Source organism: Vogesella sp. LIG4 (genome assembly GCF_900090205.1).
Classification (GTDB): Bacteria; Pseudomonadota; Gammaproteobacteria; order Burkholderiales; family Chromobacteriaceae; genus Vogesella.
In genome coordinates, this window is record NZ_LT607802.1 from 3,887,756 (window position 1) to 3,910,269 (window position 22,514).

General features: G+C 60.8%; 15 protein-coding genes. All 15 read right to left on the reverse strand.

Annotated elements, in window-relative coordinates:
- Nucleotides 1-90: 90 nt before the first annotated feature.
- The 15 genes from PSELUDRAFT_RS17995 to PSELUDRAFT_RS18065 all read right to left on the reverse strand — a co-directional run bounded on the left by PSELUDRAFT_RS17995 (nt 91) and on the right by PSELUDRAFT_RS18065 (nt 22,498).
- Nucleotides 91-1,344: a sarcosine oxidase subunit beta family protein gene (locus tag PSELUDRAFT_RS17995; protein ID WP_088967367.1), complete on the reverse strand. Its 1,254-nt coding sequence runs from the start codon at nt 1,342-1,344 to the stop codon at nt 91-93.
- A 226-nt stretch (nt 1,345-1,570) separates the two neighbouring features.
- Nucleotides 1,571-5,011 carry a pyruvate carboxylase gene (locus PSELUDRAFT_RS18000; protein ID WP_088968127.1) on the reverse strand — a complete coding sequence of 1,147 codons (3,441 nt, stop codon included), beginning with the start codon at nt 5,009-5,011 and terminating at the stop codon, nt 1,571-1,573.
- 302 nt (nt 5,012-5,313) lie between these two features.
- Nucleotides 5,314-6,324 (reverse strand): GlxA family transcriptional regulator, encoded by a 1,011-nt coding sequence (locus PSELUDRAFT_RS18005; protein ID WP_088968128.1) that lies wholly within the window; start codon nt 6,322-6,324, stop codon nt 5,314-5,316.
- A gap of 548 nt (nt 6,325-6,872) precedes the next feature.
- On the reverse strand, nt 6,873-8,858 hold the full coding sequence (locus PSELUDRAFT_RS18010; protein ID WP_162291273.1) for a methyl-accepting chemotaxis protein: 1,986 nt from the start codon (nt 8,856-8,858) through the stop codon (nt 6,873-6,875).
- 179 nt (nt 8,859-9,037) lie between these two features.
- Entirely contained in the window at nt 9,038-9,934 is an 897-nt protein-coding gene (locus PSELUDRAFT_RS18015) for a LysR substrate-binding domain-containing protein (protein WP_231895260.1), read from the reverse strand.
- A gap of 99 nt (nt 9,935-10,033) precedes the next feature.
- Entirely contained in the window at nt 10,034-11,035 is a 1,002-nt protein-coding gene (locus PSELUDRAFT_RS18020; RefSeq protein ID WP_088968131.1) for a LysR substrate-binding domain-containing protein, read from the reverse strand.
- A gap of 233 nt (nt 11,036-11,268) precedes the next feature.
- Entirely contained in the window at nt 11,269-12,762 is a 1,494-nt protein-coding gene (locus PSELUDRAFT_RS18025) for an aldehyde dehydrogenase (protein WP_088968132.1), read from the reverse strand.
- A 17-nt stretch (nt 12,763-12,779) separates the two neighbouring features.
- Complete coding sequence (locus tag PSELUDRAFT_RS18030) at nt 12,780-14,111, reverse strand: FAD-binding oxidoreductase (protein WP_088968133.1); 1,332 nt, start codon at nt 14,109-14,111, stop codon at nt 12,780-12,782.
- A gap of 5 nt (nt 14,112-14,116) precedes the next feature.
- Nucleotides 14,117-15,001, reverse strand: a complete 885-nt coding sequence (locus tag PSELUDRAFT_RS18035; protein ID WP_088968134.1) for a dihydrodipicolinate synthase family protein — start codon at nt 14,999-15,001, stop codon at nt 14,117-14,119.
- Between the two features lie 180 nt (nt 15,002-15,181).
- Complete coding sequence (gene glyA, locus PSELUDRAFT_RS18040) at nt 15,182-16,441, reverse strand: serine hydroxymethyltransferase (RefSeq protein WP_164497436.1); 1,260 nt, start codon at nt 16,439-16,441, stop codon at nt 15,182-15,184.
- 187 nt (nt 16,442-16,628) lie between these two features.
- Complete coding sequence (locus tag PSELUDRAFT_RS18045; protein WP_179947562.1) at nt 16,629-17,510, reverse strand: glycine betaine ABC transporter substrate-binding protein; 882 nt, start codon at nt 17,508-17,510, stop codon at nt 16,629-16,631.
- A 148-nt stretch (nt 17,511-17,658) separates the two neighbouring features.
- Nucleotides 17,659-18,543, reverse strand: a complete 885-nt coding sequence (locus tag PSELUDRAFT_RS18050; RefSeq protein ID WP_088968137.1) for a proline/glycine betaine ABC transporter permease — start codon at nt 18,541-18,543, stop codon at nt 17,659-17,661.
- A complete protein-coding gene (locus tag PSELUDRAFT_RS18055; protein ID WP_088968138.1) occupies nt 18,540-19,814 on the reverse strand; it encodes a glycine betaine/L-proline ABC transporter ATP-binding protein in 1,275 nt (424 codons plus the stop codon). Before PSELUDRAFT_RS18055 ends, PSELUDRAFT_RS18050 begins: the two co-directional genes overlap by 4 nt.
- A gap of 653 nt (nt 19,815-20,467) precedes the next feature.
- Nucleotides 20,468-21,241 (reverse strand): transporter substrate-binding domain-containing protein, encoded by a 774-nt coding sequence (locus tag PSELUDRAFT_RS18060; RefSeq protein ID WP_088968139.1) that lies wholly within the window; start codon nt 21,239-21,241, stop codon nt 20,468-20,470.
- Between the two features lie 84 nt (nt 21,242-21,325).
- Nucleotides 21,326-22,498, reverse strand: coding sequence for a M20 aminoacylase family protein (locus PSELUDRAFT_RS18065; RefSeq protein ID WP_088968140.1), 1,173 nt, complete (start codon nt 22,496-22,498; stop codon nt 21,326-21,328).
- Nucleotides 22,499-22,514 lie beyond the last annotated feature (16 nt).

The window sequence follows — 22,514 nt, forward strand, 5'->3', positions numbered from 1 at the left end:
GTCCCTGCTAGGCGCGCCGCCGCAGACAGTACTAATCGTACGGCAAGGCGGCGCAACAACGCAGGGAGGGGTTTGTGGGCAAGCTTCTCCTTAGTGGGCTACGCCGGCGGCGCCGTGCTCGTCGATCAGATGGCCGCTGCTGAAGCGGTCCAGCGCAAAGGCGGCGTTCAGCGGATGCGGCGCATCGTTGGCGATGGTGTGGGCGAACACGTGACCCGAGCCCGGCGTGGCCTTGAAGCCACCGGTACCCCAGCCGCAGTTGAAATACAGCCCCTTCACCGGCGACTTGCCGATGATCGGACAGGCGTCCGGCGCCACGTCCACGATGCCGCCCCACTGGCGGTTCAGCCGCACGCGCGAGAAGCTGGGGAACAGCTCGATGATGGCGGCGGCAGTGTGCTCGATCACGTGCGGACTGCCGCGCTGGCCGTAGCCCAGGTAGCTGTCGATACCGGCGCCGATCACCAGCTCGCCCTTGTCGGACTGGCTGACATAGCCGTGCACCGCGTTGGACATCACCACGGTATCCAGGCACGGCTTCATCGATTCGGACACGAAGGCCTGCAGCGGGTGGCTCTCCAGCGGCAGCCGCACCTTGGCCATCTTGGCCAGGGTGGAGGTGCTGCCGGCGGCGACACAGCCGACACGGTCGGCGAACACATCGCCCTGGCTGGTATGCACGCCCTTGATACGGCCATCCTCGATGATCATGCCGGTGACTTCGCACTGCTCGATCAGGTCCACGCCCAGCTCGCTGGCGGCGCGGGCAAAGCCCCAGGCCACCGCATCGTGACGTGCCACCCCGCCGCGCGGCTGGTAGCTGGCGCCCATCACCGGGAAGCGGGTGCTGGCACCCACATCCATCAGCGGCACGATGTCCTGGATTTCCTTGGGCGACAGGATCACGCCGTCGATGCCGTTCAGCACGTTGGCGTTCACCCGGCGCTCGATGTCGCGCATGTCCTGCAGGGTGTGGCCGAGGTTCATCACCCCGCGCTGGCTGAACATCACGTTGAAGTTCAGCTCCTGCGACAGCCCTTCCCACAGCTTGAGCGCGTGCTCGTACAGGTGGGCCGATTCGTCCCACAGGTAGTTGGAGCGCACGATGGTGGTGTTGCGGGCGGTGTTGCCGCCGCCGAGATAGCCTTTCTCGAGCACTGCCACGTTCTTGACGCCGTGGTTCTTGGCCAGGTAGTAGGCGGTGGCCAAACCATGGCCGCCACCGCCGATGATGATCACGTCGTAACGCGACTTGAGCTGCGGCGTGCGCCAGGCAGGCTGCCAGGTTTCATGATGTTTGAGCCCGTGTTTGAGCAGGCTCCAGAAAGAGTAACGGTTTGCCATGGGGACTCCCCATATTGTTGCCAGAATGTGACTTCATTGTTGGTCAACTCACCCATAAAGAATGGCCCACACTAGACAAGCTCCGTGCTTATTGCGTCCTTGGGTGGCCGCAATGGCGCGGCCCAGTCGGGCCGCAGGCAAGGCGCATGCTCCCCTGCCCGCCCGCGCATAAAAAAACCCCGCCAGGGGAAGGCGGGGTAAGGGAACAAGCCCCACAGAGAAGCAACTACGCAAACACGGCCAACAAATCCTTATTGGCAATCCGCTTGCCCGATGTCACCAGCACCTGCTGGATCACGCCATCGCGCTCCGCCTTGATCGCCACTTCCATCTTCATCGCCTCGATGGTCAGCAGCGTATCACCCTGCTGCACGCGCTGCCCTGCGGCCACCAGCACGGTGCTGACCATGCCCGGCATCGGCGCGCCCACGTGGTGCGGGTTGTCCTCTTCCGCCTTGGGCTGTGCGCTGGCGGCGGCGGCGCCGGCCTTGGCCACCTTGATCACCCGCGCCTGGCCGTTCAGTTCGAAGAACAGTTTGACGTGGCCATCGTCAGTGTCGGCGCGGCCCAGCAGCTGCACGATCAGCGTCTTGCCGCGCTCCAGTTCGATGCAGACTTCCTCGCCTTCCTTCAGGCCGTAGAAGAAGGCGCTGGTCGGCAGGATCGATACGTCGCCGAAACGGGCGCTGTGGGCGGCGAAGTCCTTGAACACCTTGGGGTACATCAGGTGCGAGGCCAGTTCCTGCTCGCTGCAGTCGCGGCCCAGGCTTGCGGCCAACCTTTGCTGCTCGGCCGCCAGGTCCACCGCCGGCAACAGCGCGCCGGCACGCTGGGTGAGCGCGGGTGCGCCTTTCAGCACCTTGCGCTGCAAGGCCTCGGGGAAGCCGTGTGCCGGGTAGCCCAGCTCGCCCTTGAACAGCGATACCACCGAATCCGGGAAGTCGATCGCCCGTTGCGGGTCGGCCACCTGCGCCGGGGTGAGGTCGTTGGAGACCATGAACAGCGCCATGTCGCCCACCACCTTGGAGGTGGGGGTGACCTTGACGATGTCGCCGAACAGCAGGTTGACCTGGGCATAGGCTTCGGCCACTTCCGGCCAGCGCGCTTCCAGCCCCATCGAGCGTGCCTGTTCGCGCAGGTTGGTGACCTGCCCGCCCGGCATTTCGTGGTGGTACACCGCGGCGGTGCCGGCGCGCATGTCGGCTTCGAACGGCGCGTAGCTGCGGCGCACCTGTTCCCAGTAGTCCGACAGCTGCTGCAGCCCTTGCGGGTCCAGCCCGCTGTCGCGCGGCCCGCCGGCCAGTGCGGCGACGATGGCGCCCATGTTCGGCTGTGAGGTCAGGCCGCTCATGGCGTCCAGCGCCGCGTCCACTGCGTCGACGCCGGCATCGATGGCGGCCAGCACGCTGGCGGCAGCAATGCCGGAGGTGTCGTGGGTGTGAAAGTGGATTGGCAGGCCGACTTCCTGCTTCAGCGCGCTGACCAGGGCCGAGACCGCGCGCGGCTTGCAGATGCCGGCCATGTCCTTGATGGCGATGATGTGGGCACCGGCCTGTTCCAGTTGCTTGGCCATGTCCACGTAGTAGCGCAGGTTGTAGCGCGGGCGGCTGCTGTCGAACAGGTCGCCGGTATAGCAGATGGCGGCTTCGCACAGCGCCCCGCTCTCGCGCACCGCGTCCATCGCCACGCGCATGTTCTCCACCCAGTTCAGCGAGTCGAACACGCGGAACAGGTCGACGCCGCCGGCGGCGGCCTGCTGGATGAACTGGCGTACCACGTTATCCGGGTAGTTGGTGTAGCCCACCGCGTTGGAGGCGCGCAGCAGCATCTGCAACAGCGTGCCGGGCACCGCTTCGCGCAATGCGGCCAACCTTTGCCACGGGTCTTCCTGCAGGAAGCGCATGGCCACGTCGAACGTCGCCCCGCCCCAGCATTCCAGCGACAGCAGCTGCGGCGCCAGCTTGGCGTAGTACGGCGCAATCGCCAGCATGTCGGTGCTGCGCATGCGGGTGGCAAACAGCGACTGGTGCGCGTCGCGCATGGTGGTGTCGGTGATCAGCACCTGCGGCTGCTCGCGCATCCACTGCGCGAAGCGCTCGGCGCCGAGTTCCTTCAAGCGGTCGCGGCTGCCTTTGACGGTGGGGGTCGGTGTCGTCACCACCGGCAGTCGTGGCTGCGCCGGCAGCGGGCTGGGGCGCGTACGGCCGGCCATTTCCGGGTTGCCGTTGACGATCACCTCGCCCAGGAAGCTCAGCAGCTTGGTGGCGCGGTCGCGGCGGGCGGAGAAGCGGAACAGCTCCGGGCTGCTATCGATAAAGCGCGTGGTGCACTGCCCGGACACGAACAGCGGGTGGGTGATGACGTTCTGCAGGAACGGCAGGTTGCTGGACACGCCGCGGATGCGGAATTCGCGCAGCGCGCGGTGCATGCGGGCATTGGCCTCGCTGGCGGTATGGCCCCATACCGTGACCTTGACCAGCAGCGAGTCGTAGAACGGGGTGATCACCGCGCCACCGTAGGCGGTGCCGCCATCCAGCCGCACGCCGAAACCGGCGGCGCTGCGGTAGGCGGTGAGGCGGCCATAGTCGGGGGTAAAGCCGTTCTCCGGGTCTTCGGTGGTGACGCGGCATTGCAGCGCGTGGCCGCTGAGGCGAATGTCAGACTGCGCCGGCACGAAGCTTTCCTCGCTGCCGATGCGCGCGCCTTCGGAAATGCGGATCTGCGCCTTGACGATGTCCACGCCGGTGACCGCCTCGGTGACGGTGTGCTCCACCTGGATGCGCGGGTTGACCTCGATGAAGTAGAACTGGCCGCTATCGGCATCCTGCAGGAATTCCACCGTGCCGGCGTGGGTGTAGTCCACCTGCCGCGCCAGCTTCAGCGCAGCCGCGCACAGCTCGCTGCGCTGCTGCTCACTCAGGTACGGCGCCGGTGCGCGCTCCACCACTTTCTGGTTGCGGCGCTGCACCGAGCAATCGCGCTCGAACAAATGCACCAGGTTGCCGTGCTGGTCGCCCAGCACCTGTACCTCGACGTGGTGCGCGCGGCGCACCAGCTTCTCCAGGTACACCTCGTCGTTGCCGAAGGCGGCCAGCGCCTCGCGCCGCGCCACGTCCATGGCGTCGGCCAGCTCGCCCTCGTGTTCCACCACGCGCATGCCGCGCCCGCCGCCGCCCCAGCTGGCCTTCAGCATCAGCGGGTAGCCAACGTTGGCCGCAAGCTGCTTAGCTTCGGCGATGTCGTACGGCAGTGCGCCGGTCGCCGGGACCACCGGCACGCCGGCAGCCTGCGCCAGCTCGCGCGCCGCCACCTTGTTGCCCAGCTGGCGCATCACTTCCGGCCGGGGGCCGATGAAGGTGATGCCGGCGGCGGCACAGGCCTCGGCGAACTCCGGGTTCTCCGACAGGAAGCCGTAGCCGGGGTGAATGGCATCCACCCTGGCTTCCTTGGCGATGCGGATGATGTCGGGGATGTCGAGATAGGCGGCGATGGGTTTCTTGCCGGCACCCACCTGGTAGGCCTCGTCGGCCTTGGTGCGATGCAGGGCGAGCTTGTCCTCTTCGGCGTAGATGGCCACGGTGCGAATGTTCATTTCGCTGGCGGCGCGCATCACGCGGATGGCGATTTCGCTGCGGTTGGCGATCAGGATGCTGCGGATAGGTTTCATATGGTCCCAATGCAAATGACTATTCTTGAATACAGAATTGCAATCGCCATCAGACATGAATGCCCAAACAGCCCAAGGAGTGCCTTCAGCAGGCTCCAAAGCCAATCAGCACATTACACAAGAAAAGGCAGCGTTCACCCCTGGCTTACAAGCGATGCCACTTCACAAGCAAATCGATTAAGCCATGGGCAAAAGTGGAAGACTTGACCACAAGCGACTTAAATCAGGCTGCTTTGCGCCACCCGCAACATACGCGGCGCCATGAAGCAGGCCCGGCCTCCAGCCAGCATTCAGGGCACCCTTTACTCGCTGCAATGCACCGCCGAGGTCTTGCGCATTTGGGTGGGAGAAACGCCAAACTCCACCCGGAAGCGCCGGGAAAAATGCGAGGTATCCAGGAAGCCGCATTCCAGCGCAATCAGCGAGATGGCGCCACCGGTATTAAGCACCAGGTTCCTGGCATGATTGATTCTGAGTTTTATTGAAAACTCTGCCGGCGACAGGCCGATTTCCTTGACGAAAAGCCGCTCCAGATGCCGGGGGCTCAAATTGATTTTCTTGGCCAGATCTTCAATGGCAAGTGGCGTGCCTATGTTTCTTTCAATCAGCAACATGGCTTTTCTGACATGCGGATTCAGCACCTTGGCATTGAGAAACGGCTGCGGCTGCGGCATTTTCTCTGAGAAAGACAGCTCCTCCAGCATGATTCTAAGCGCCCGCGAAGCCTCGTATTTACCGCAGTGCTTGCCGATCAGGTTTGCTGCCAGGTGCATGGCGCCTGCGGAGCCGGCACAGGTTATTCTGTCGCGGTCAATAATGAACAGGCTGTCCGAACTTGCCTGCAGCTCGGGAAACTCCACTTCAAACTGCTGGTGATGGAACCAGCTCACACAGGCGCGATGCGATTTCATCAGCCCGGCCCGCGCCAGAATGAAACTGCCGGTGCACACCCCGACCAGTGCCACGCCCTGCTCGGCCGCCTCTTTCAGATAATTCACCAGCAGCGGCGATATTTTCTTGCCGGCATGCAAAAGCCCACCCACCACCACGATGTAATCGAACTGCGAGGGGTCAACCAGCCCCGAGGTTGGCCGCACTTCAATGCCACTACTCGACACGATGGACTGGCTATTAAAGCCAAGCACTTTCCACTTGCAGCGAATCTGACGACTGAAATCGCCATCATCGGCAGCCAGCCGCAGCACATCGATGAAATTGGAAAATGCGCTAAGAGTAAAATCAGGAGACAATATAAAACCCACAGTCAATGGCTCAACTGCCGATTTTTCACTCGAATTAAAAATGGACCCCATGACACACCCTATAACGCAAGAACAGGAAAAACATCACGCACCACATCGTGGCAGCCATATGATGCATATCAATGCAAGAAGCACAACACCATTACAACATTAAAACAGCGCCACAACACAGTTAATACGGAGAATGGCAAATCGTGGGCCGGGTTATCAAACCCGATGATAACAATGCTTTCCGCGCCACCGGCCGCTACTGCCGGCCAGCGCAATGCGCGGCAACATCCGCCCGGCAACGATAGCCAGACGGCTCCCAGGCGCAGGCACGGCTGGCACCGCCAGCGCGGCCACTATACCGTGCTCCGGGTGTGGGCTACAGCAGTGCTAAAGCCGAGCCCGACATCCCTACCATGCCTGACTGCAGCGTAGCAAGACTGCGCCTTGGCCCCAGCAACATTTACTGCAGCCTTTCACCTACTTTTGGTAATACCTCGTAATGCATTCACCCGGGCCCTGCAGGCCGCCAAAAAATACGGGCCTGGCAACCATTGCGGCTACCAGACCCTTCTTCTGTTTTTACGCCAACACCCTATTGCAGCATTACCTTACAGCTGGAATGCACAAATCTGCTGCTCCAGGGCCGCTGCCTGCTGCTGCAGTGATTGTGCCAGCTGGTTATTGACTTCGGCATGGCGGGTATTTTCTTCCGCCATGCGGGAAATCATCGCCACATTGGCCACCACCTGCTGGCTGGCCGTTTGCTGCTGATTCATGGCCTCGGAGATTTCTTCGGAAGCAATCTGGCTGGCAACGCTTTGCGAGCGGATGCTGGACAGGGTAACGCTCGCGCTTTGTACGCTGCTGGAACTCTGCTCCATGCCATTACGCGCCACCGCCATGCCCTGGGAGGTACGCTCGGTATCGTCACAGATGGCATTCACCAGGCTACGGATCTCCGCCGTGGCGGTCGATGTGCGCTCCGCCAGCTTTCTGACTTCGGAAGCCACCACCGCAAAGCCGCGGCCGGCCTCCCCTGCACGCGCCGCTTCGATAGCCGCGTTCAAGGCCAGCAGATTGGTCTGGTCGGCAATTTCGCTGATCACCTGGACTATCCTGCCAATCTGGTTCGAACTGGTTTTCATGCTGTCGAATTCAATGCTCAGCTGGCCGATCTGCTCATACAGTTGCCGGATGGTGAATAGCGTATTCTGCATTTCCGCTTCACCGTCGCTGGACATTCTGGCGGTGGCAATCACGTGGTCGGTGCTGAGTTTTGCCTGCCGGTTGGCATGCACGATGCTGGCGGTGACCTGCTGTACGGCGCAGGCCATGGCCGCGGTGGACTCGGCCTGGCGGCGTGAGGCACTGGAGACCTCCCCCGCATTGCCAGACAGCTTCTGCGTGGTAGCGGCCACATCCGCCACCATCTGCCTGATCTGGCGCACCAGCGTGGAAAGCGACTCCGCCATGTGGTTGAAGCTGTTGGCGATTTCCGCCAGTTCGTCGTTGCTGTCCATTTCCACACGGGTGGACAGCAGGCCGCTGGCCAACTGGTGGGCCTCGTTGTTCAGCTTGATGACTGCCCGCCGAATGGAAAACATGGTACCCATGAACAGATAGCCGCCGGCCAGCACCAGGAACACGGCACTGCCGACTGTGCCAAGGCGCAGCAGGCGCACATGGTGGATGCGGCTTGCCACCCGCTGCCTGAATTCCGCCAGTACCGTGTGGCTGAAGCCGCGCAATGCCGCAATGCTCTGATCAAGCCGCTGCAAATGCTCTGCCGGCTCGGACAACACCAGCACGGCCTCGACGTAATTCTTGCCCAGATAGCTGGCGGTATCCTTCAGCACCGCCGCCGCAGCCTGGCTTTGCTGCGCCAGTTGCTGGTAGCCAGGGTCCTGCGCATCGATACCGTACTTGATCTTGCTGATACTCTGCGCGCCGGCCTGCACCAGCAGGGCCGAGTAAGCGCCAAGGCGGGAACGCTCATACTGTTCAATGGCATGCCGCCCGGCAATCAGCGCGCCTTCCCCACGCGCACTGCCTGCGCTTTCACTGGCCGGCAGCAAGGCATTGAAAAATATGTCCTGCAGGTTGCGGGTATCGTTATCCGGGTCCAGCGCCATGCCGGAGCGAACGGCAAGGGTATGCAGCCAGTCCAGCTCCTGCATGACCAGATTGGCGTCTTGCGAAAAACTGTCATTGCTCGCCAGCTGCTGTTTGCGCGCCAGGCGGCTATCGATTGCCGCCTTCAACTTTACCCAGCCAGGCTGCATGCCCAGCGGGTCTGCGGCCAACTCGTCATCGACCTGTTTTACGGCAGCACGCAAGCCGGCTGCCGCCTGTTGCTGGCGCGCTGCCAACTCCTTGTTTCCAGCCAGTACCAAGGCGCTGATATCCCGGTATTTCTGCGTGGCATCCAGCAGCTCGAACCCCGTGGCCGCCAGTGTGCTGCCGGCAAGTTCCGCCTCGCTGTAATCGATCTGATTATGGTAGGTGCGATCAAGCATGAACAGCATGTAGATGGTAGGCAGTATCAGCACCACCGCAATCAGCAGAAACTTGGCGGAAAGTTTCAGGCGGCTCATCAAGGATATTACCGGCAGGAAAAACACATACATGGCGCGAATACTCTACTTGTGGGCAGAAGAAAAACGACCCGATGGATCGTTCACGTATTGAACATCGTATGGTGTCAGCGGTGCAGCAAAAGCCTGACTGCCTGCTTCATCACTGCGGTAAATGGGCCCGCAGGCAGTAATGCCATTCAATCAGGATCAAATCCCTGGAGGCCGGGAAAATCCGTGCGCAACAGATTGATCAGGTCTTCCATTACCGGCGTGATGGTTCTGCCGGCAGGCACCACGATGTAATATGCGTCGCTCGCCTTGAACGCTGCCGTGCCCAGCCGCACAAGTTCGCCAGAGGCCAGCAGATCGCTGACCAGCCGCCCCCAGCCCAGCGCCACGCCTTGCCCGGATCTGGCCACCTGGATGGCATCGGTGTACAGGCTGCAGCGAAAGGAGAAGTTCAGGTGCGGCTGACGCAAGCCAAGCCGGTGAAACCACTCGCTCCAGCCCATCCAGCCTTCCGATGTCGAATCAGACTCGATAAGCGGCATTGCGGCCAATGCGTCGAGTGTTGGCGGCCCGCCTGTTGCAGCCAGCCAGGCCGGGGAGCAGACGGGGAACACTTCTTCGTCAAACAATGGAAATGCCGTACCGTCCTGCCATTTGCCATTGCCGAACCTGACCGCCACATCGATTTCCTTGTGCAGCAGATCGGCAGTGAACATCTGCGTTATCAGCCGCAGCGTTACGCTTGGCAGCAGCAGCTTCAATGCCGGAACCCTGGGCAATACCCGAAACTGCGAAAACGCCGCAGTCGCCGCCAGCACCAGTTCCTGCTGCTGGTTGCCGCTGGCAATGCGGTCAAATGCTGCGGCTATTTTCTGCATGGATTCGGAAACAGTGGCGTATAGCGCCTCGCCTTCCGGGGTGAGTTTTATCGCGCGGTGCAGCCGCTGAAACAGCTTCACGCCCAGCGTTTCCTCCAGCAGTTTTATCTGCCTGCTGGCAGCGGCCTGGGTAACACCCAGCTCATGCGCCGCGAGCGTAAAGCTGCTTAGCCGCGCCACCGCCTCGAATTCAACCAGGGCCGTCATCGAAGGTATCAGCCTGCGGTAGCCTTTTATCTCTGCCCCGCCTGTTTTCATATGCGGCCAACCATTCCTGTTCATTCACCCAAATCGATAGCAGCCATTCTATTTTGCGGGCTGTTTTTCAGGCTCATTCCACTCGAACATCATTGCTTCCACTTCTTCGTCCAGCCATTCACGGAACTGCGCATAGCCGGACCTGAGCTTGGCATTCTTGTGCGCAATCAGATAATGGTGACGATCGTGGAAAATCAGCGCCTCCTGCACCGGGCGCATGAGCAAGCCTTGTTTTACTTGCCGATGAACCAGGTGATGCCAGCCAAGCAGGGTGCCTTCGCCCGCCTCGGCCTGCGATACCAGCAGCCGGTAATCATTGCTTTCCAGGTAATCGTCTTCGGTAACGCGATCCGTTTCGTCACCTTTCTGGAACCAGTTGCGCCAGACGCGCCAATCAACATGCTCGCAAACCTGGTCCCTGCCTACCTGGGACAGGTGTAATGTCGGGCGCGCCAATAGATCGAGCGGTTTTAGTTTTTTGTGCTGGAAATTGGCATCAAAGAAAGACTGGCTGCACACCGGGTAGACAACATCATGGAATAACGGCGTCACTTCATACTCGGCTTCACGCGGCGGATTTTTTGAAATGATGATATCCGGCTCCATGAGATCATCAAGATCCATGAAATATTCCGTCACGATTACATGCAGTTTTACATTCGGGAACCTTTTCCTGAATGCCGGCAGCCTGCTGGATAACCATAACGCAGAAAAAGTATGTGTCACACATATGGTCAAGGCATGCTTGTCGGAGCGCCGTACCGTTTCAGCGGCTTCGGCGATATTCATTATCGACAGATACGATGCGTTATAAAGGATGCGCCCGGCATCGGTAAGCGCAATATGTCGCCCGGCGCGCTCGAACAGCGCCACATCAAGCGAATCTTCCAGTTCCTTGATTTGCCGGCTGATGGCAGCCTGGGTTACGCACAACACTTCAGCAGCCTGGGTAAAACTCTCATAACGGGCAGCGGTAACAAAACATCGCAACGCTCGCAACGATGGCATCTGGGCCAGCAGCCTGTCGGTAAATAATTGTTTTTTCTGCATGGTTACCACCCTTCCAACTGACTATTCCGAGTTGTCTAAAGCAACAGTATTTATCAATTTTACAATACCGCTTGTAACAATGCCTGAAAATTGCCGTGCGCTATCCCGTACGCCTATCGCTACCCTTCAGCATTCCATACCATTTTTCAAAAACACCCCAACAACAAATACAACAGCAAGATCATTAATGCCCGGCCATGATAGGCCGGGCATTACGCTAATCAGCAGCAGTTTCAGTCAAGCTTGATCCAGGTGGTTTTCAGCTCGCAATACTGGTCATGGGCATAGACAGATTTGTCGCGGCCGCCAAAACCGGATTGTTTGAAGCCGCCAAACGGGGTGGTCAGATCGCCTTCGCCAAAACAGTTGACGGTTACCGTACCGGCCCGAATGCGCGCCGCTACCTTGTGCGCATTATTGACATTGTCGGTCCACAGCGATGCGGCCAACCCGTAGCAGGAGTCGTTGGCAATCCGGATGGCCTCTTCGACATCGCTGTATTCGATGATCGCCAGCACCGGCCCGAAGATTTCTTCGCGGGCAATGTCCATTTGCGGCGTCACGTTATCGAAGATGGTGGGCTCGACAAACCAGCCGCCGGTCTCCACCAGTACCGCCTTGCCACCGCACACCAGGTTTGCGCCCTCGCTCCTGGCTTTCTCGATATGGCCGAGCACTTTTTCGTAATGCCGCTGCTCGATCAGAGCACCGATCTTCACTGCCGGGTCCAGCGGGTCGCCCGTCTTCCAGCCCGCCAGCACGGCCAGCATCTTGTCCAGCAGCGCTGCCTTCATGCTGGACGGCACCAGCATGCGCGAGCCGGCGCTGCAGTTTTCGCCCATGTTCCAGAAGGCGGCGGCCACGGCCTGCTCGGCAACGGTATCCAGATTGGCCACGTCCGGCAGCACCAGCTGCGGGTTTTTGCCGCCACACTCCAGCACCACGCGCTTGAGATTGGTATCTGCAGAGTAGTGCAGGAAGCGTTTGCCGGTGTCGGTGGAGCCGGTGAATGCCACCAGGTCCACATCCGGGTGGCAGCCGATAGCCTGGCCGGCACCCTGGCCAAAGCCGGTAACCACGCTGAACACACCCGCCGGCACCCCGGCCTGCAGTGCCAGATCGGCAATGCGCAGCGTGGACAGCGAGGTCTGTGCCGCCGGTTTCACCACCACGCTATTGCCCACGGACAGCGCCGGGCCAAGCTTCCATGCCAGCATCAGCGCCGGGAAGTTCCACGGCAGCACCGCGCCCACCACGCCGATAGGCTCGCGGGTGATCATGCTCACCACGTTGGCGCCCGACGGCGACAAGGCGTCGTAGCGCTTGTCGGTCACTTCGGCGTGCCAGCGGATGCATGCGGCCGACTCGGGGATATCCAGCCCCAGGCATTCGCTGATCGGCTTGCCGGCCTCCAGCGCCTCGATCAGCGACAGCTCGTCGGCGTGTTCCTCGATCAGCTGGGCCAGGCGGGTCAGCACTGCCTTGCGGTGTGCCGGCGCGGCTTTGGACCAGACGCCGGATTCGAATGCCTCGCGCGCGGCGGCGACGGCGCGATCAACATCCCTGGCATCGCAGCGTGCCACCTCGGCCAGCGGCGCCCCGGTGGCGGGGTTCAGTGTCTGGAAGGTCTCGCTGGATGCCGCAGCACAGCGCTGGCCGGCAATGAAGGCGCGGCCGTCCAGCTGCAGGGATTTTGCTTTTTGTTGCCATTCCTGATGCGTTGTCATGCTCTATTCCTCACAAATTAAAGTTCGGCGCCGGCCGAAAACTCCTTGGCCCATATCGCTGCGGAGACGGCGATATCGACAAGTGGTCGTACTGGAAGCACCCGCGGGCGCGGCTGATTGAGTACCTGCTGTACCAGCTCGCTGGCCTGGCCGAGCGCATATTCGGCAATGAGCTTGCCGGAGGCCGAGCCGCGGCTGAGGCCAAGGCCGTTACAGCCGATGGCTTCATAGATGCCGTCCTCCTTTTCGCCGAACAGCACGCCGTTATTGGCGGAAAGGCACAGCGCGCCACCCCAGGTGTATTCCAGCGCTACGTCCTTCAGCATGGGGAAGCGCCGGTCGAAGGAGCGCTGGTGCAGGCTTTTCGCCTTGGCCAGATCAGCCGCAGACACTTCGACGTTTGGCCGGAACACAAAATGGTTGCGCACACAGATGCGGTTCGAACTCAGCCGTCGCACCGTCGTCCCCATCGGGTCGGCAGGAATCAGCGCCCACGACTGCTGCCCGCCCAGGCGGGTTATCTCCGCCGGGCTCATCTCGCGGCTCATGGAGGCAAAGGTGTACACCGGCAGCAAGCCATTCGGGTGCATGCCGAACCGGGCGGCATACGAGTTGGTGCACAGGATCACCCGCCGGGCTGTCAGGCTGCCGCCATCGAAGCGCAGCACTTTCGCACTGCCCTGCTGCTCGATGCCCTTCACCGCGCTGAGTTCGAACACCGTCACGTTGGCAGGCATGGTCGCCGCCAGCCCGCGCATCAGCGCGGCAGGCTGCACCGTGCTGCAGCCGGGTGTGAACACTGCGCTGCGGTAAAAACCGCTGCCGGTTACCCTGCTGATAGCGGCTTCGTCCAGCCATTCAAACGGCTCGCCGATCCGCGCCAGGCCATCGGCAAAATGGCTGAGCGCAGCCTTGCCCTTGTTGTTTACCGCGGCATGGAATTTGCCGTCGTCGCGCCAGTCGCAATCGATGGCGTGCTGGCGCACCGCCTCGCGCACGTAGTCGATGCCATGCCGCTGCAAGCGCACATCGGCCTTGTCGGCTTCCACGCTGCGCGAATAGCTTTCGCTGCTGATGTCATGCGGCAGGTCGACAAAGAAACCGGAATTGCGTCCGGCCGTCGTGCGCCCGATACGGTCAGCTTCGACCAGGGCAATGGACGCCCCGGGAGCAAGCTCCGCCAGGCGTCTTGCCGCGCACAGCCCGGTGATGCCGCCACCTACCACCACCCAGTCGAACCGGCTGTCCGATGTGACTTTGCGGGCGCTTGCAGGTGATGGCAGGCACTCCCACCACCCGTTCACACCATCCGGGGCGGGAAGCCGAACGAATTCCAGTTTCGATCCCATAGCCGTTACTCGTGACGAAGCAGCGGCTTGACCAGCTGCGCAAAGACGCTACGCTCTTCCTCGGTGAGCGTGCCCAGCGGCTCGCGGGCCACGCCGACCGGCATGCCGGCCAGCTCGCAGCCATAGCGCACGTGCTGGATGAACTTGCCGCTGCGCTCCAGCAGCTCCAGGATGGGCAGCAACTGCGCCATCAGGCGGCGGCCGGTTTCGAAGTCGCCACGCTTGACGCAGGCATCGAACAGCTCGGTGTGTGCCTCCGGCAGGAAGTTGGAGGCACCGGCTACCCAGCTCCTGGCGCCCCAGACAAAGAATTCCAGCGCCTGGTCGTCCATGCCGCAGCTCAGCACCAGCTTGTTAGCGAAGTGAGTAGCGAGATGATGCAGATGGGAAACATCGCCGGTGCTTTCCTTCATGGCGATGAAGTTCGGGCGCTCCAGTACCACTTCCAGCACCTGGTCGCTGATGGCGGTGCCAGTACGCGCCGGGAAGTTGTACAGCATGATCGGCATATCCAGGCTGTCATCCACCTTCAGCAGATGCTGCAGCAGCTCTTCCTGCGTCGGCTGCGCGTAGTACGGCGCAGCCACCAGCAGCGCCGAAAACCCGGCGCGCTTGGCTTCCCAGCCCAGGCGGATCACTTCCTGCGTGGTGGTCGCGTTGATGCCGGCGGTCAGGTAGGTTTTACCGCCCACGGCGCTGGCCACGGAGTTGAAAGTCTGTACCCGCTCGTCGAAACTCAGCGCGTAGTATTCGCCGGTGGTACCGCCCACACCCAGGCCGGCCACTTTTCCTGCCAGGTTGGCCGCATGCTTGCCCAGCAGATCATGGTTGATTCCACCGTCGGTATTGAACGGGGTAACCAGCGGCGTATGCACTCCTTGAAAACTCATCGCATTTCTCCTTAACAAGAAAAGAGTAATAAAACACCGGTTTTACTACTATCCAGAACCAGGCCTGATTTAACAATCAAAGGCAAAAACATCCCCGGCAAGGTGATTAATCGACCTTGCCCGTTAATATCAGCAGCGGAACCCGATAATTTACACAGGGCTACGTCGGATAAAATTTATTCAGATGTAGGAATCAGAATGCGGATAAAAGGGAAATTGACTGCATAAATCCCTTACCCGGCTGCGTACCGCTCGCTCCACCTGTTCGTCGCCGCCAGGTTCGCGCTCCAGTGCAGCCAGCACTTCCAGAATCATGTCGCCAATTTCCTTGAATTGGGTATTACCGAAACCACGGCTGGTGCCCGCCGGCGTACCCAGGCGGATGCCGGAAGTAACAGTCGGGTTTTCCGTATCGAACGGAATGCCGTTCTTGTTGCAGGTAATGCCGGCCCGTTCCAGCGCCTGTTCTGCCTGGGCGCCAGTCAGGCCCTTGTTGCGCAGATCGACCAGCAGCAGGTGGTTATCGGTGCCGCCGGTCAGCAGCTTCAGCCCGCCCGCCTGCAACACCTCGCCAAGCACCCGGGCATTGCTCAGCACCTGCTCGATATAAGTGGTGAATTCCGGCCGCAGCGCTTCGCCAAAGGCCACCGCCTTGCCGGCGATGGCATGCATCAGCGGCCCGCCTTGCAGGCCGGGAAATACCGCCGCATTGATTTTCCGGGCAATGTCGGCCCTGTTGCTGACAATGAATCCGCCCCGCGGCCCGCGCAGTGTCTTGTGCGTGGTGGAGGTGACAACATCGGCATAGGGCAGCGGATTCTGGTGTTTGCCGGCAGCGACAATGCCGGCAATGTGCGCCATGTCCACCATCAGCATGGCGCCAACGCTATCGGCAATATCGCGGAAGGCGGCAAAATCCAGCGCCCGCGGGTAGGCGGAATAACCGGCAATGATCAGCCGGGGGCGGTGCTGTTCCGCCAGTTGCCGGATACGGTCGTAGTCGATCAGATGATCATCCGGGCTCACGCCGTACTGCACGGCATTGAACCACTTGCCGGACAGGGCCGGACTGGCGCCATGGGTAAGGTGGCCGCCGGCATCCAGCGACATGCCCAGCACGGTGTCGCCCGGCTGCAGCAGCGCCAGCATCACCGCGCCATTCGCCTGGGCGCCGGAGTGCGGCTGGACGTTGGCGAACTCGGCGTCGAACAAGGCTCTTACCCGATCAATGGCCAGCGCTTCTATGCGGTCCACATGTTCACAACCGCCGTAGTAGCGTTTTGCCGGGTAGCCTTCCGCGTACTTGTTGGTCAGCACGCTACCCTGCGCTTCCAGCACCGCGGCAGAGACGATATTTTCCGAGGCAATCAGCTCCACCTGGGTTTGCTGCCGGCGCAACTCCAGCGCAATCTCCGAGGCGATGACTGGGTCACGGCTCATGAGGGCTTCGGAAAAAAAGCGTGAGGTCTCGTTCACGGCGATACTCCGGCAATATTCGTTTCAAGCCGGGCCGGCAAGCCCGCTTGCAACATCGATATTCATTACATGCATCTGCTGCACTGCATTGCGCCACGCTTCAGGCGGTGCTCTCCGTGCCTTCTTGCCGCACGAAGAGCACCTGCCTGGTTTATTGCTGCAGCCAGGCCTTCAGTTTTTCCGGGTGGGCATCAACAAACTTCTTCGCCGCAGTGGCGTAGTCATTGGTGCTGTTGCCTTCCAGCTCGATGGCCTCGACATCCGCCAGGGTCAGCTTGAAGTTCTTCATGAAGGTATGCGCACGCGGGAATTTGCCGCCGAACTGCTTCGAGGCGAAGGCGTGGATCAGCTCCTCACCACCCAGAGTGCCTTTCGGGTCCTTGAGGTAGCGCATCTTCCACTTCTGGAACAGCCAGTGCGGGCTCCATACCGTGGCCACGATCCACTGCTTGGACTGGTAGGCACGCGATACCCCCGACAACATGCCGGCCTCGCTGGAAGACTGCAGGCTGTAGCCGTTCAGGTTGTAGGCCTTGAGCGTCTTCTCCGAGGCCAGCATCAGGCCGCCGCCCGGCTCGATACCCTGCACGATGCTGTTCAGCTTGCTTTTCACTTCCGGCTTTTCCAGGTCGGCAATGGAAGACACCTCGGACTCGGGCACATAAGCCGGCACTACCCAGCCATTCTTGCCGCCGGTGTAGATGATCCCGACGTCTTCCATATCGTTTTTGTACTTCGCCACGTAGGCACCATGGGTAACCGGCAGCCAGCCACCCACCATGATGTCCAGGTCACCACGCGCCACGCCCTGGTACTGGATGCCAATGGCCGCCTGCACAAACTGCACCGGCTGCTTGAGGTTGGTTTCCATCACGTACTTGGCCACATTGGCTACCGCCAATACGTCTGCCCAGTTGGTTACTGCCATTTTCACCGGCTCGGCCGGTGCGGCTGCGGCAGTACCCGCACTCACACCCACAATCATCGATACTGCCAACTTGCCCAGAAGCGATTTAAGCGAACTGTTATTCACGTGGTTCTCCTTTGTTACTGCGGAAATTTTGAATATCACGGCATTTTTATTTGCCGGTTTTTACTGCTCACTCCACCACCACTGACGGTAAAACATGCCTGCTAAGCACCTGAAACCGCCAATACCAACTTATATCCGCTACTGCCATTCAAGCCTGCGGCTTGGCACCCGCAGCGGGTTTGGCAGCCTGTACGACCCGCTTCTTGGACTTCTTGGCTTTCATGCCGAAGCTTTCGGTCAGGCGATCCAGCACGATAGCCAGCAGCACCACACCCAGGCCGCCTTCAAAACCGATGCCGATATCCAGGCGTTGAATACCGCTCAATACATATTCGCCCAGGCCACCGGCGCCAATCATCGAGGCCACCACCACCATGGAAAGCGCCATCATGATGGTCTGGTTGACGCCGGCCATGATCGAAGGCAGCGCATTGGGCAGCTGGATTTTCCACAGCAGCTGCGCATCGGTACTGCCAAACGAACGCCCTGCTTCCAGCAGCTCCTCACGCACCTGGCGGATGCCCAGATTGGTCAGGCGCACCACCGGCGGCATGGAAAACACGATGGTGGCAATAACCGCCGGCACCCGGCCCAGGCCAAACAGAATCACCGCCGGAATCAGGTAGACGAACGCAGGCATGGTCTGCATGAAGTCCAGCAAGGAGCGCAGCACCACCTCGACCCGGTTGTTTCTGGCGCCCCAGATACCCAGCGGCACGCCCAATACCAGGCTGAATACCGTGGCCGCTATCACCAGTGCCAGGGTCGATACGGTCTGCGACCACAAACCCATGTACTGGATGGCTTCCAGCGCTACCCCGACGAAAATGGCGAAGAAAATACCGCGCCGCCACAGGGATACCGCCACCAGGAAAACCAGCATGGCGAGGAATGGCACGGCGGCCAGGCCGTCTTCCAGCAGTTTGACCACCGCGCCCAGACCGGCCGAGAACGCATCAAAACCACCGCGAAAGTGCAGGAACAGATAATTGACCGTGCCTTCCGCAAACTTGCCGATAAATGAAGAGTTCATACGCCCCTCCGTTCAATTACCTGTTTGAGTATCGTCCGGCAGGAAACCACGCCGACAAAATTACCGGCGGCATCGGTTACCGGAACATCGTGTTCCTGATTCAGTGAAATGCCTGCCAGCTGGTGCAAATCGGCATCGAGTGTTACAGCTTCGATATTGCGCAGGAAAGCATCGCGAATCGGGTTGCGGCCGGTTTTATGCAGGGTTTCCGCGGTAACACAGCCTTGATAACGCCCGCTTTTATCGCAGACATAACCACAGTCGGCGCCGCTTTCGATGAGCTGATTAAGAAACTGCTCTGCCGGCGCGTCGACATCACAGGAAAGCAGGCTTCTGTCGACCTTGGTCAACATGCTGGATGCTTTCAGGAAGCGGGAAATATCGACATTGCGGAAGAAGTCACGGACATAATCGTCGGCCGGGGAATGAATCAGCTCCGCCGGGGTGCCAACCTGAATCAGGCAGCCATCCTTCATGATGCCGATGCGGCCACCGATCTTGATTGCCTCTTCAATATCGTGGGAAATAAAGACGATGGTGCGCTGCTCTTCCTTTTGCAGGCGCAGCAGTTCGTTCTGCATTTCAGAGCGGATCAGCGGGTCCAGTGCGGAAAACGCCTCGTCCATCAGCAGCACCGACGGGTTCACCGCCAGCGCCCGCGCCAGACCAACCCGCTGCTGCATGCCGCCGGAAAGCTCGCTTGGCAGCAGCTTTTCATACTTGCCCAGCCCCACCCGGTTCAATGCCGCCCGGGCAATCTCGTAGCGTTCCGCTTTTTTCAGCCCCGCCACTTCCAGGCCGTAGGCGATGTTGTCGATTACCGTGCGGTTTGGCAGCAGGGCAAACGACTGGAACACCATGGACATTTTCTTGCGGCGGACTTCGCGCAATTCCGCAGTCGACATCGGCGCAATATCGCGGCCTTCCAGAATAACCTGTCCGGAAGTCGGCTCAATCAGGCGGTTGAGCAAGCGGACCAGTGTCGACTTACCCGAACCGGACAAGCCCATGATGACGAAGATCTCACCGGTTTTTACACTGAGGCTGACATCGTTTACCGCTACCATATTGCCCGTTTGTTCGAAAACCTCATTGCGGCCAAGCCCCTGCTTCAGCAGCTCGGCAGCACGCTCGGGTTTTGGCCCGAAGATTTTCGACAGGTTTTTGACCGTAAGAATATCGGCCCCCGAAGCCGCAACCGAGGGTGCGGCTTTCTCTATTGCCCCCGGGCGGACTAGCTCGCCCGGTGCAAATGTCAGGTTTGGGGTCATTCTTTCATCCCAGTTTGCAAGTTCAAGAAATTAAAGCCCGCAACAGATATCTCTCACGGCGCATTTACCTGGCACCGAAGTACTAACCCTGTCAGGAAAACTGCCTGTCAGCATCGGCCCGGCTTTTGACACCCAAGTTGAAAGCAAATGTTGCAAGCAGCATTTACCGGCATGGGTTGGTGAACATCGCATGTGGCGAAATCACCTTCGTCATCGGCTTGTAATGCTTGACTGCAGCGTAGCAAGACTGTGCTTTGGCTCCAGTTACATTTCCTGCCACCTTTCGCCTACTTTTGGTAATGCATTACGGGATTGTCAGGATTCGGGGGGCTTAACAGGCGTCGTTTCCCTGCTTGCGGACAAAATCAGCGCCTGCATTTATGCCAACGGCAATGAATTGCCAGCCAAAATGCGGCATTTTCTCCACAAAGCAGGCAAAAAACATCGGTGATAGCGCAGCAGCCGGGCAGCAAAACCAGCCCAGGTGAGCGGTGTCGGAGGGGCATGCTGGCTGCTACGGCACAGCAGGCGTGTGATGGTGCAGGGTTGGCCGCAAGCTGCGCATGCGGCCAACCCTGCGACAGATACAAAAAAAGCCCGGGCCTTTGCAGCCCGGGCATGTTCGCCGGTTCACTTCGTCGCCATGCGGCAGCTCAGTTGTCGTTGTAGATATCGAAATTGAAGTATTTGCCGGCAATCTTCTGGTAACTGCCGTTCTTCAGGATGGTCGCGATGGCGACGTTCAGCTCCTGGCGCAGCTTGTCCTCGCCCTGGCGCACGCCGATGGCGGCACCAACGCCGAAGATCTTCGGGTCGGTCAGCGATTTGCCGATCAGCGAATAGCCCTTGCCCTTGCTGGTCTTGAGGAAGGCATCCTGCGCTTCCACCCCGCTCATCACCGCGCCATCAAGCCGGCCAAGCAGCAGATCCTGGAACACCAGCTCCGAGTTCTGGTACGCCACCACGGCGACGCCCTGCGACTCCCAGTGCGCCTTGACATAGGTTTCCTGCACCGAGCCCTGCTCCACCCCGATGTGCTTGCCCTTGAGCAGCGCTACATCCGGCGCGGCAACCGAGCCGGTTTTCGCCAGCAGGAAGCTCGGCCCGGAGTACAGCTTGTCGGTGAAGGCGATTTCCTTCAGCCGCTTCTCGTTGACGTACATGGCGGAAAGGATGGCGTCGAACTTCTTGGCCTTCAGCGCCGGGATCATGCCGTCGAAGTTGTTGCTCACCCACACGCAGCGGGCTTTCAGCGTGGCGCAGATGGCATTGCCCAGATCGATGTCGAAACCGGCCAGACTGCCTTCCGGGGTCTTGGTTTCAAACGGCGGGAAGGTGGGGTCGACACCGAAGCGGATCACCCGTTCGCTGGCCATGGCGCCACTTGCCGCCACTGCCAGCAATACTGCAGATACGAACTTCTTCATTGTTTCTCCTCTCACGGCCATTGCCTGGCTCGATAGTTGCGGCCAAGGGCAGCGGGCTTGCCGCCATCGGCCATGCCCGCGTCTCTAGCGCAGGAATGCTTCCACCAGCTTCACCCAGTAACTGGCGCCAATCGCCAGGCTGTCGTCGTTGAAATCGAAACCGGGGTTGTGCACCATGCAGCCGCCCTCGCCGTCGCCGTTGCCGATCAGCAGGTAGCAGCCGGGGCGTTGCTCCAGCATGAAGGCGAAGTCCTCGCTGCCGGTAACCGGCACCAGGTTTTGTATCAGCCCGCCCTCACCCAGCCAGTCCACCGCCACCTGGCGCGCAAAGGCGGTTTCTTGCTCGCTGTTGATCAGTGGCGGGTACGGGTCGAACAGCTCGATTTCGGCGCGGGCGCCGTAGCTGGAGGCCTGGCCATGCGCCAGCGCCTCGATGCGCTCCAGCAGCAGGCTGCGCACTTCGTGGGTCATGGCGCGGATGCACAGTTGCAACTCGGCGCTGTCCGGTATCACGTTGGAGGCTTCGCCGGAGTGAATCGCGCCCACGGTGACCACCGCGGTTTCCAGCGGCGGCACATTGCGCGCCACGATGGTCTGCAGCGCCATCACCAGCGAAGCGGCAACCACCACCGGGTCCACGGTCTTGTGCGGCATGGCGCCGTGGCCGCCGTAGCCGGTAATGGTGATCTTTACCCCGTCGGCCGAGGCCATGAACGGGCCCGGCAGGAAGCCGAGCTTGCCGGTAGGGTAGCCCGGCATATTGTGCATGGCGAACACCGCATCGCAGGGGAAGCGCTCGAACAGGCCGTCCTGCAGCATGCGGAATGCCCCGCCGCCGCCTTCTTCCGCCGGCTGGAAGATCAGGTGCACGGTGCCGTCGAACTGGCAGCTGTCGCTGGCCAGGTAGTGCGCGGCGGCCAGCAGCATGGCGGTGTGGCCATCGTGACCGCAGGCGTGCATCTTGCCGGGGAGGCTGCTGGCATACGGCAGCCCGGTATCCTCGTGGATGGGCAGCGCGTCCATGTCGGCGCGAATGCCGATCGCCGTGCTGCCGCTGCCTTTCTTGAGCGTGCCGACCAGCCCGGTTACCCCCAGCCCGCGCGTTACCTGGTAGCCCCAGCGCTCCAGCCGCTCGGCTACCAGGCCGCTGGTGGCCACTTCTTCGAAACTCAGTTCCGGGTGGGCATGGATAGTGCGGCGCACTGCAATCATCTCGTCTTCAATGGCGCGCATGCCCGGCATCACGACATCATGCATGGTGGTTCTCCTCTTG

What these genes read in the sequence shown, in the direction of transcription:
- PSELUDRAFT_RS18025 (WP_088968132.1), bottom strand. Translation starts at nt 12,762, where the DNA reads ATGACAACGCATCAGGAATGGCAACAAAAAGCAAAATCCCTGCAGCTG.
- PSELUDRAFT_RS18030 (WP_088968133.1), bottom strand. Translation starts at nt 14,111, where the DNA reads ATGGGATCGAAACTGGAATTCGTTCGGCTTCCCGCCCCGGATGGTGTG.
- PSELUDRAFT_RS18000 (WP_088968127.1), bottom strand. Translation starts at nt 5,011, where the DNA reads ATGAAACCTATCCGCAGCATCCTGATCGCCAACCGCAGCGAAATCGCC.
- PSELUDRAFT_RS18015 (WP_231895260.1), bottom strand. Translation starts at nt 9,934, where the DNA reads ATGACGGCCCTGGTTGAATTCGAGGCGGTGGCGCGGCTAAGCAGCTTT.
- PSELUDRAFT_RS17995 (WP_088967367.1), bottom strand. Translation starts at nt 1,344, where the DNA reads ATGGCAAACCGTTACTCTTTCTGGAGCCTGCTCAAACACGGGCTCAAA.
- PSELUDRAFT_RS18065 (WP_088968140.1), bottom strand. Translation starts at nt 22,498, where the DNA reads ATGCATGATGTCGTGATGCCGGGCATGCGCGCCATTGAAGACGAGATG.
- glyA (WP_164497436.1), bottom strand. Translation starts at nt 16,441, where the DNA reads ATGAGCCGTGACCCAGTCATCGCCTCGGAGATTGCGCTGGAGTTGCGC.
- PSELUDRAFT_RS18050 (WP_088968137.1), bottom strand. Translation starts at nt 18,543, where the DNA reads ATGAACTCTTCATTTATCGGCAAGTTTGCGGAAGGCACGGTCAATTAT.
- PSELUDRAFT_RS18035 (WP_088968134.1), bottom strand. Translation starts at nt 15,001, where the DNA reads ATGAGTTTTCAAGGAGTGCATACGCCGCTGGTTACCCCGTTCAATACC.
- PSELUDRAFT_RS18010 (WP_162291273.1), bottom strand. Translation starts at nt 8,858, where the DNA reads ATGAGCCGCCTGAAACTTTCCGCCAAGTTTCTGCTGATTGCGGTGGTG.
- PSELUDRAFT_RS18020 (WP_088968131.1), bottom strand. Translation starts at nt 11,035, where the DNA reads ATGCAGAAAAAACAATTATTTACCGACAGGCTGCTGGCCCAGATGCCA.
- PSELUDRAFT_RS18055 (WP_088968138.1), bottom strand. Translation starts at nt 19,814, where the DNA reads ATGACCCCAAACCTGACATTTGCACCGGGCGAGCTAGTCCGCCCGGGG.
- PSELUDRAFT_RS18060 (WP_088968139.1), bottom strand. Translation starts at nt 21,241, where the DNA reads ATGAAGAAGTTCGTATCTGCAGTATTGCTGGCAGTGGCGGCAAGTGGC.
- PSELUDRAFT_RS18005 (WP_088968128.1), bottom strand. Translation starts at nt 6,324, where the DNA reads ATGGGGTCCATTTTTAATTCGAGTGAAAAATCGGCAGTTGAGCCATTG.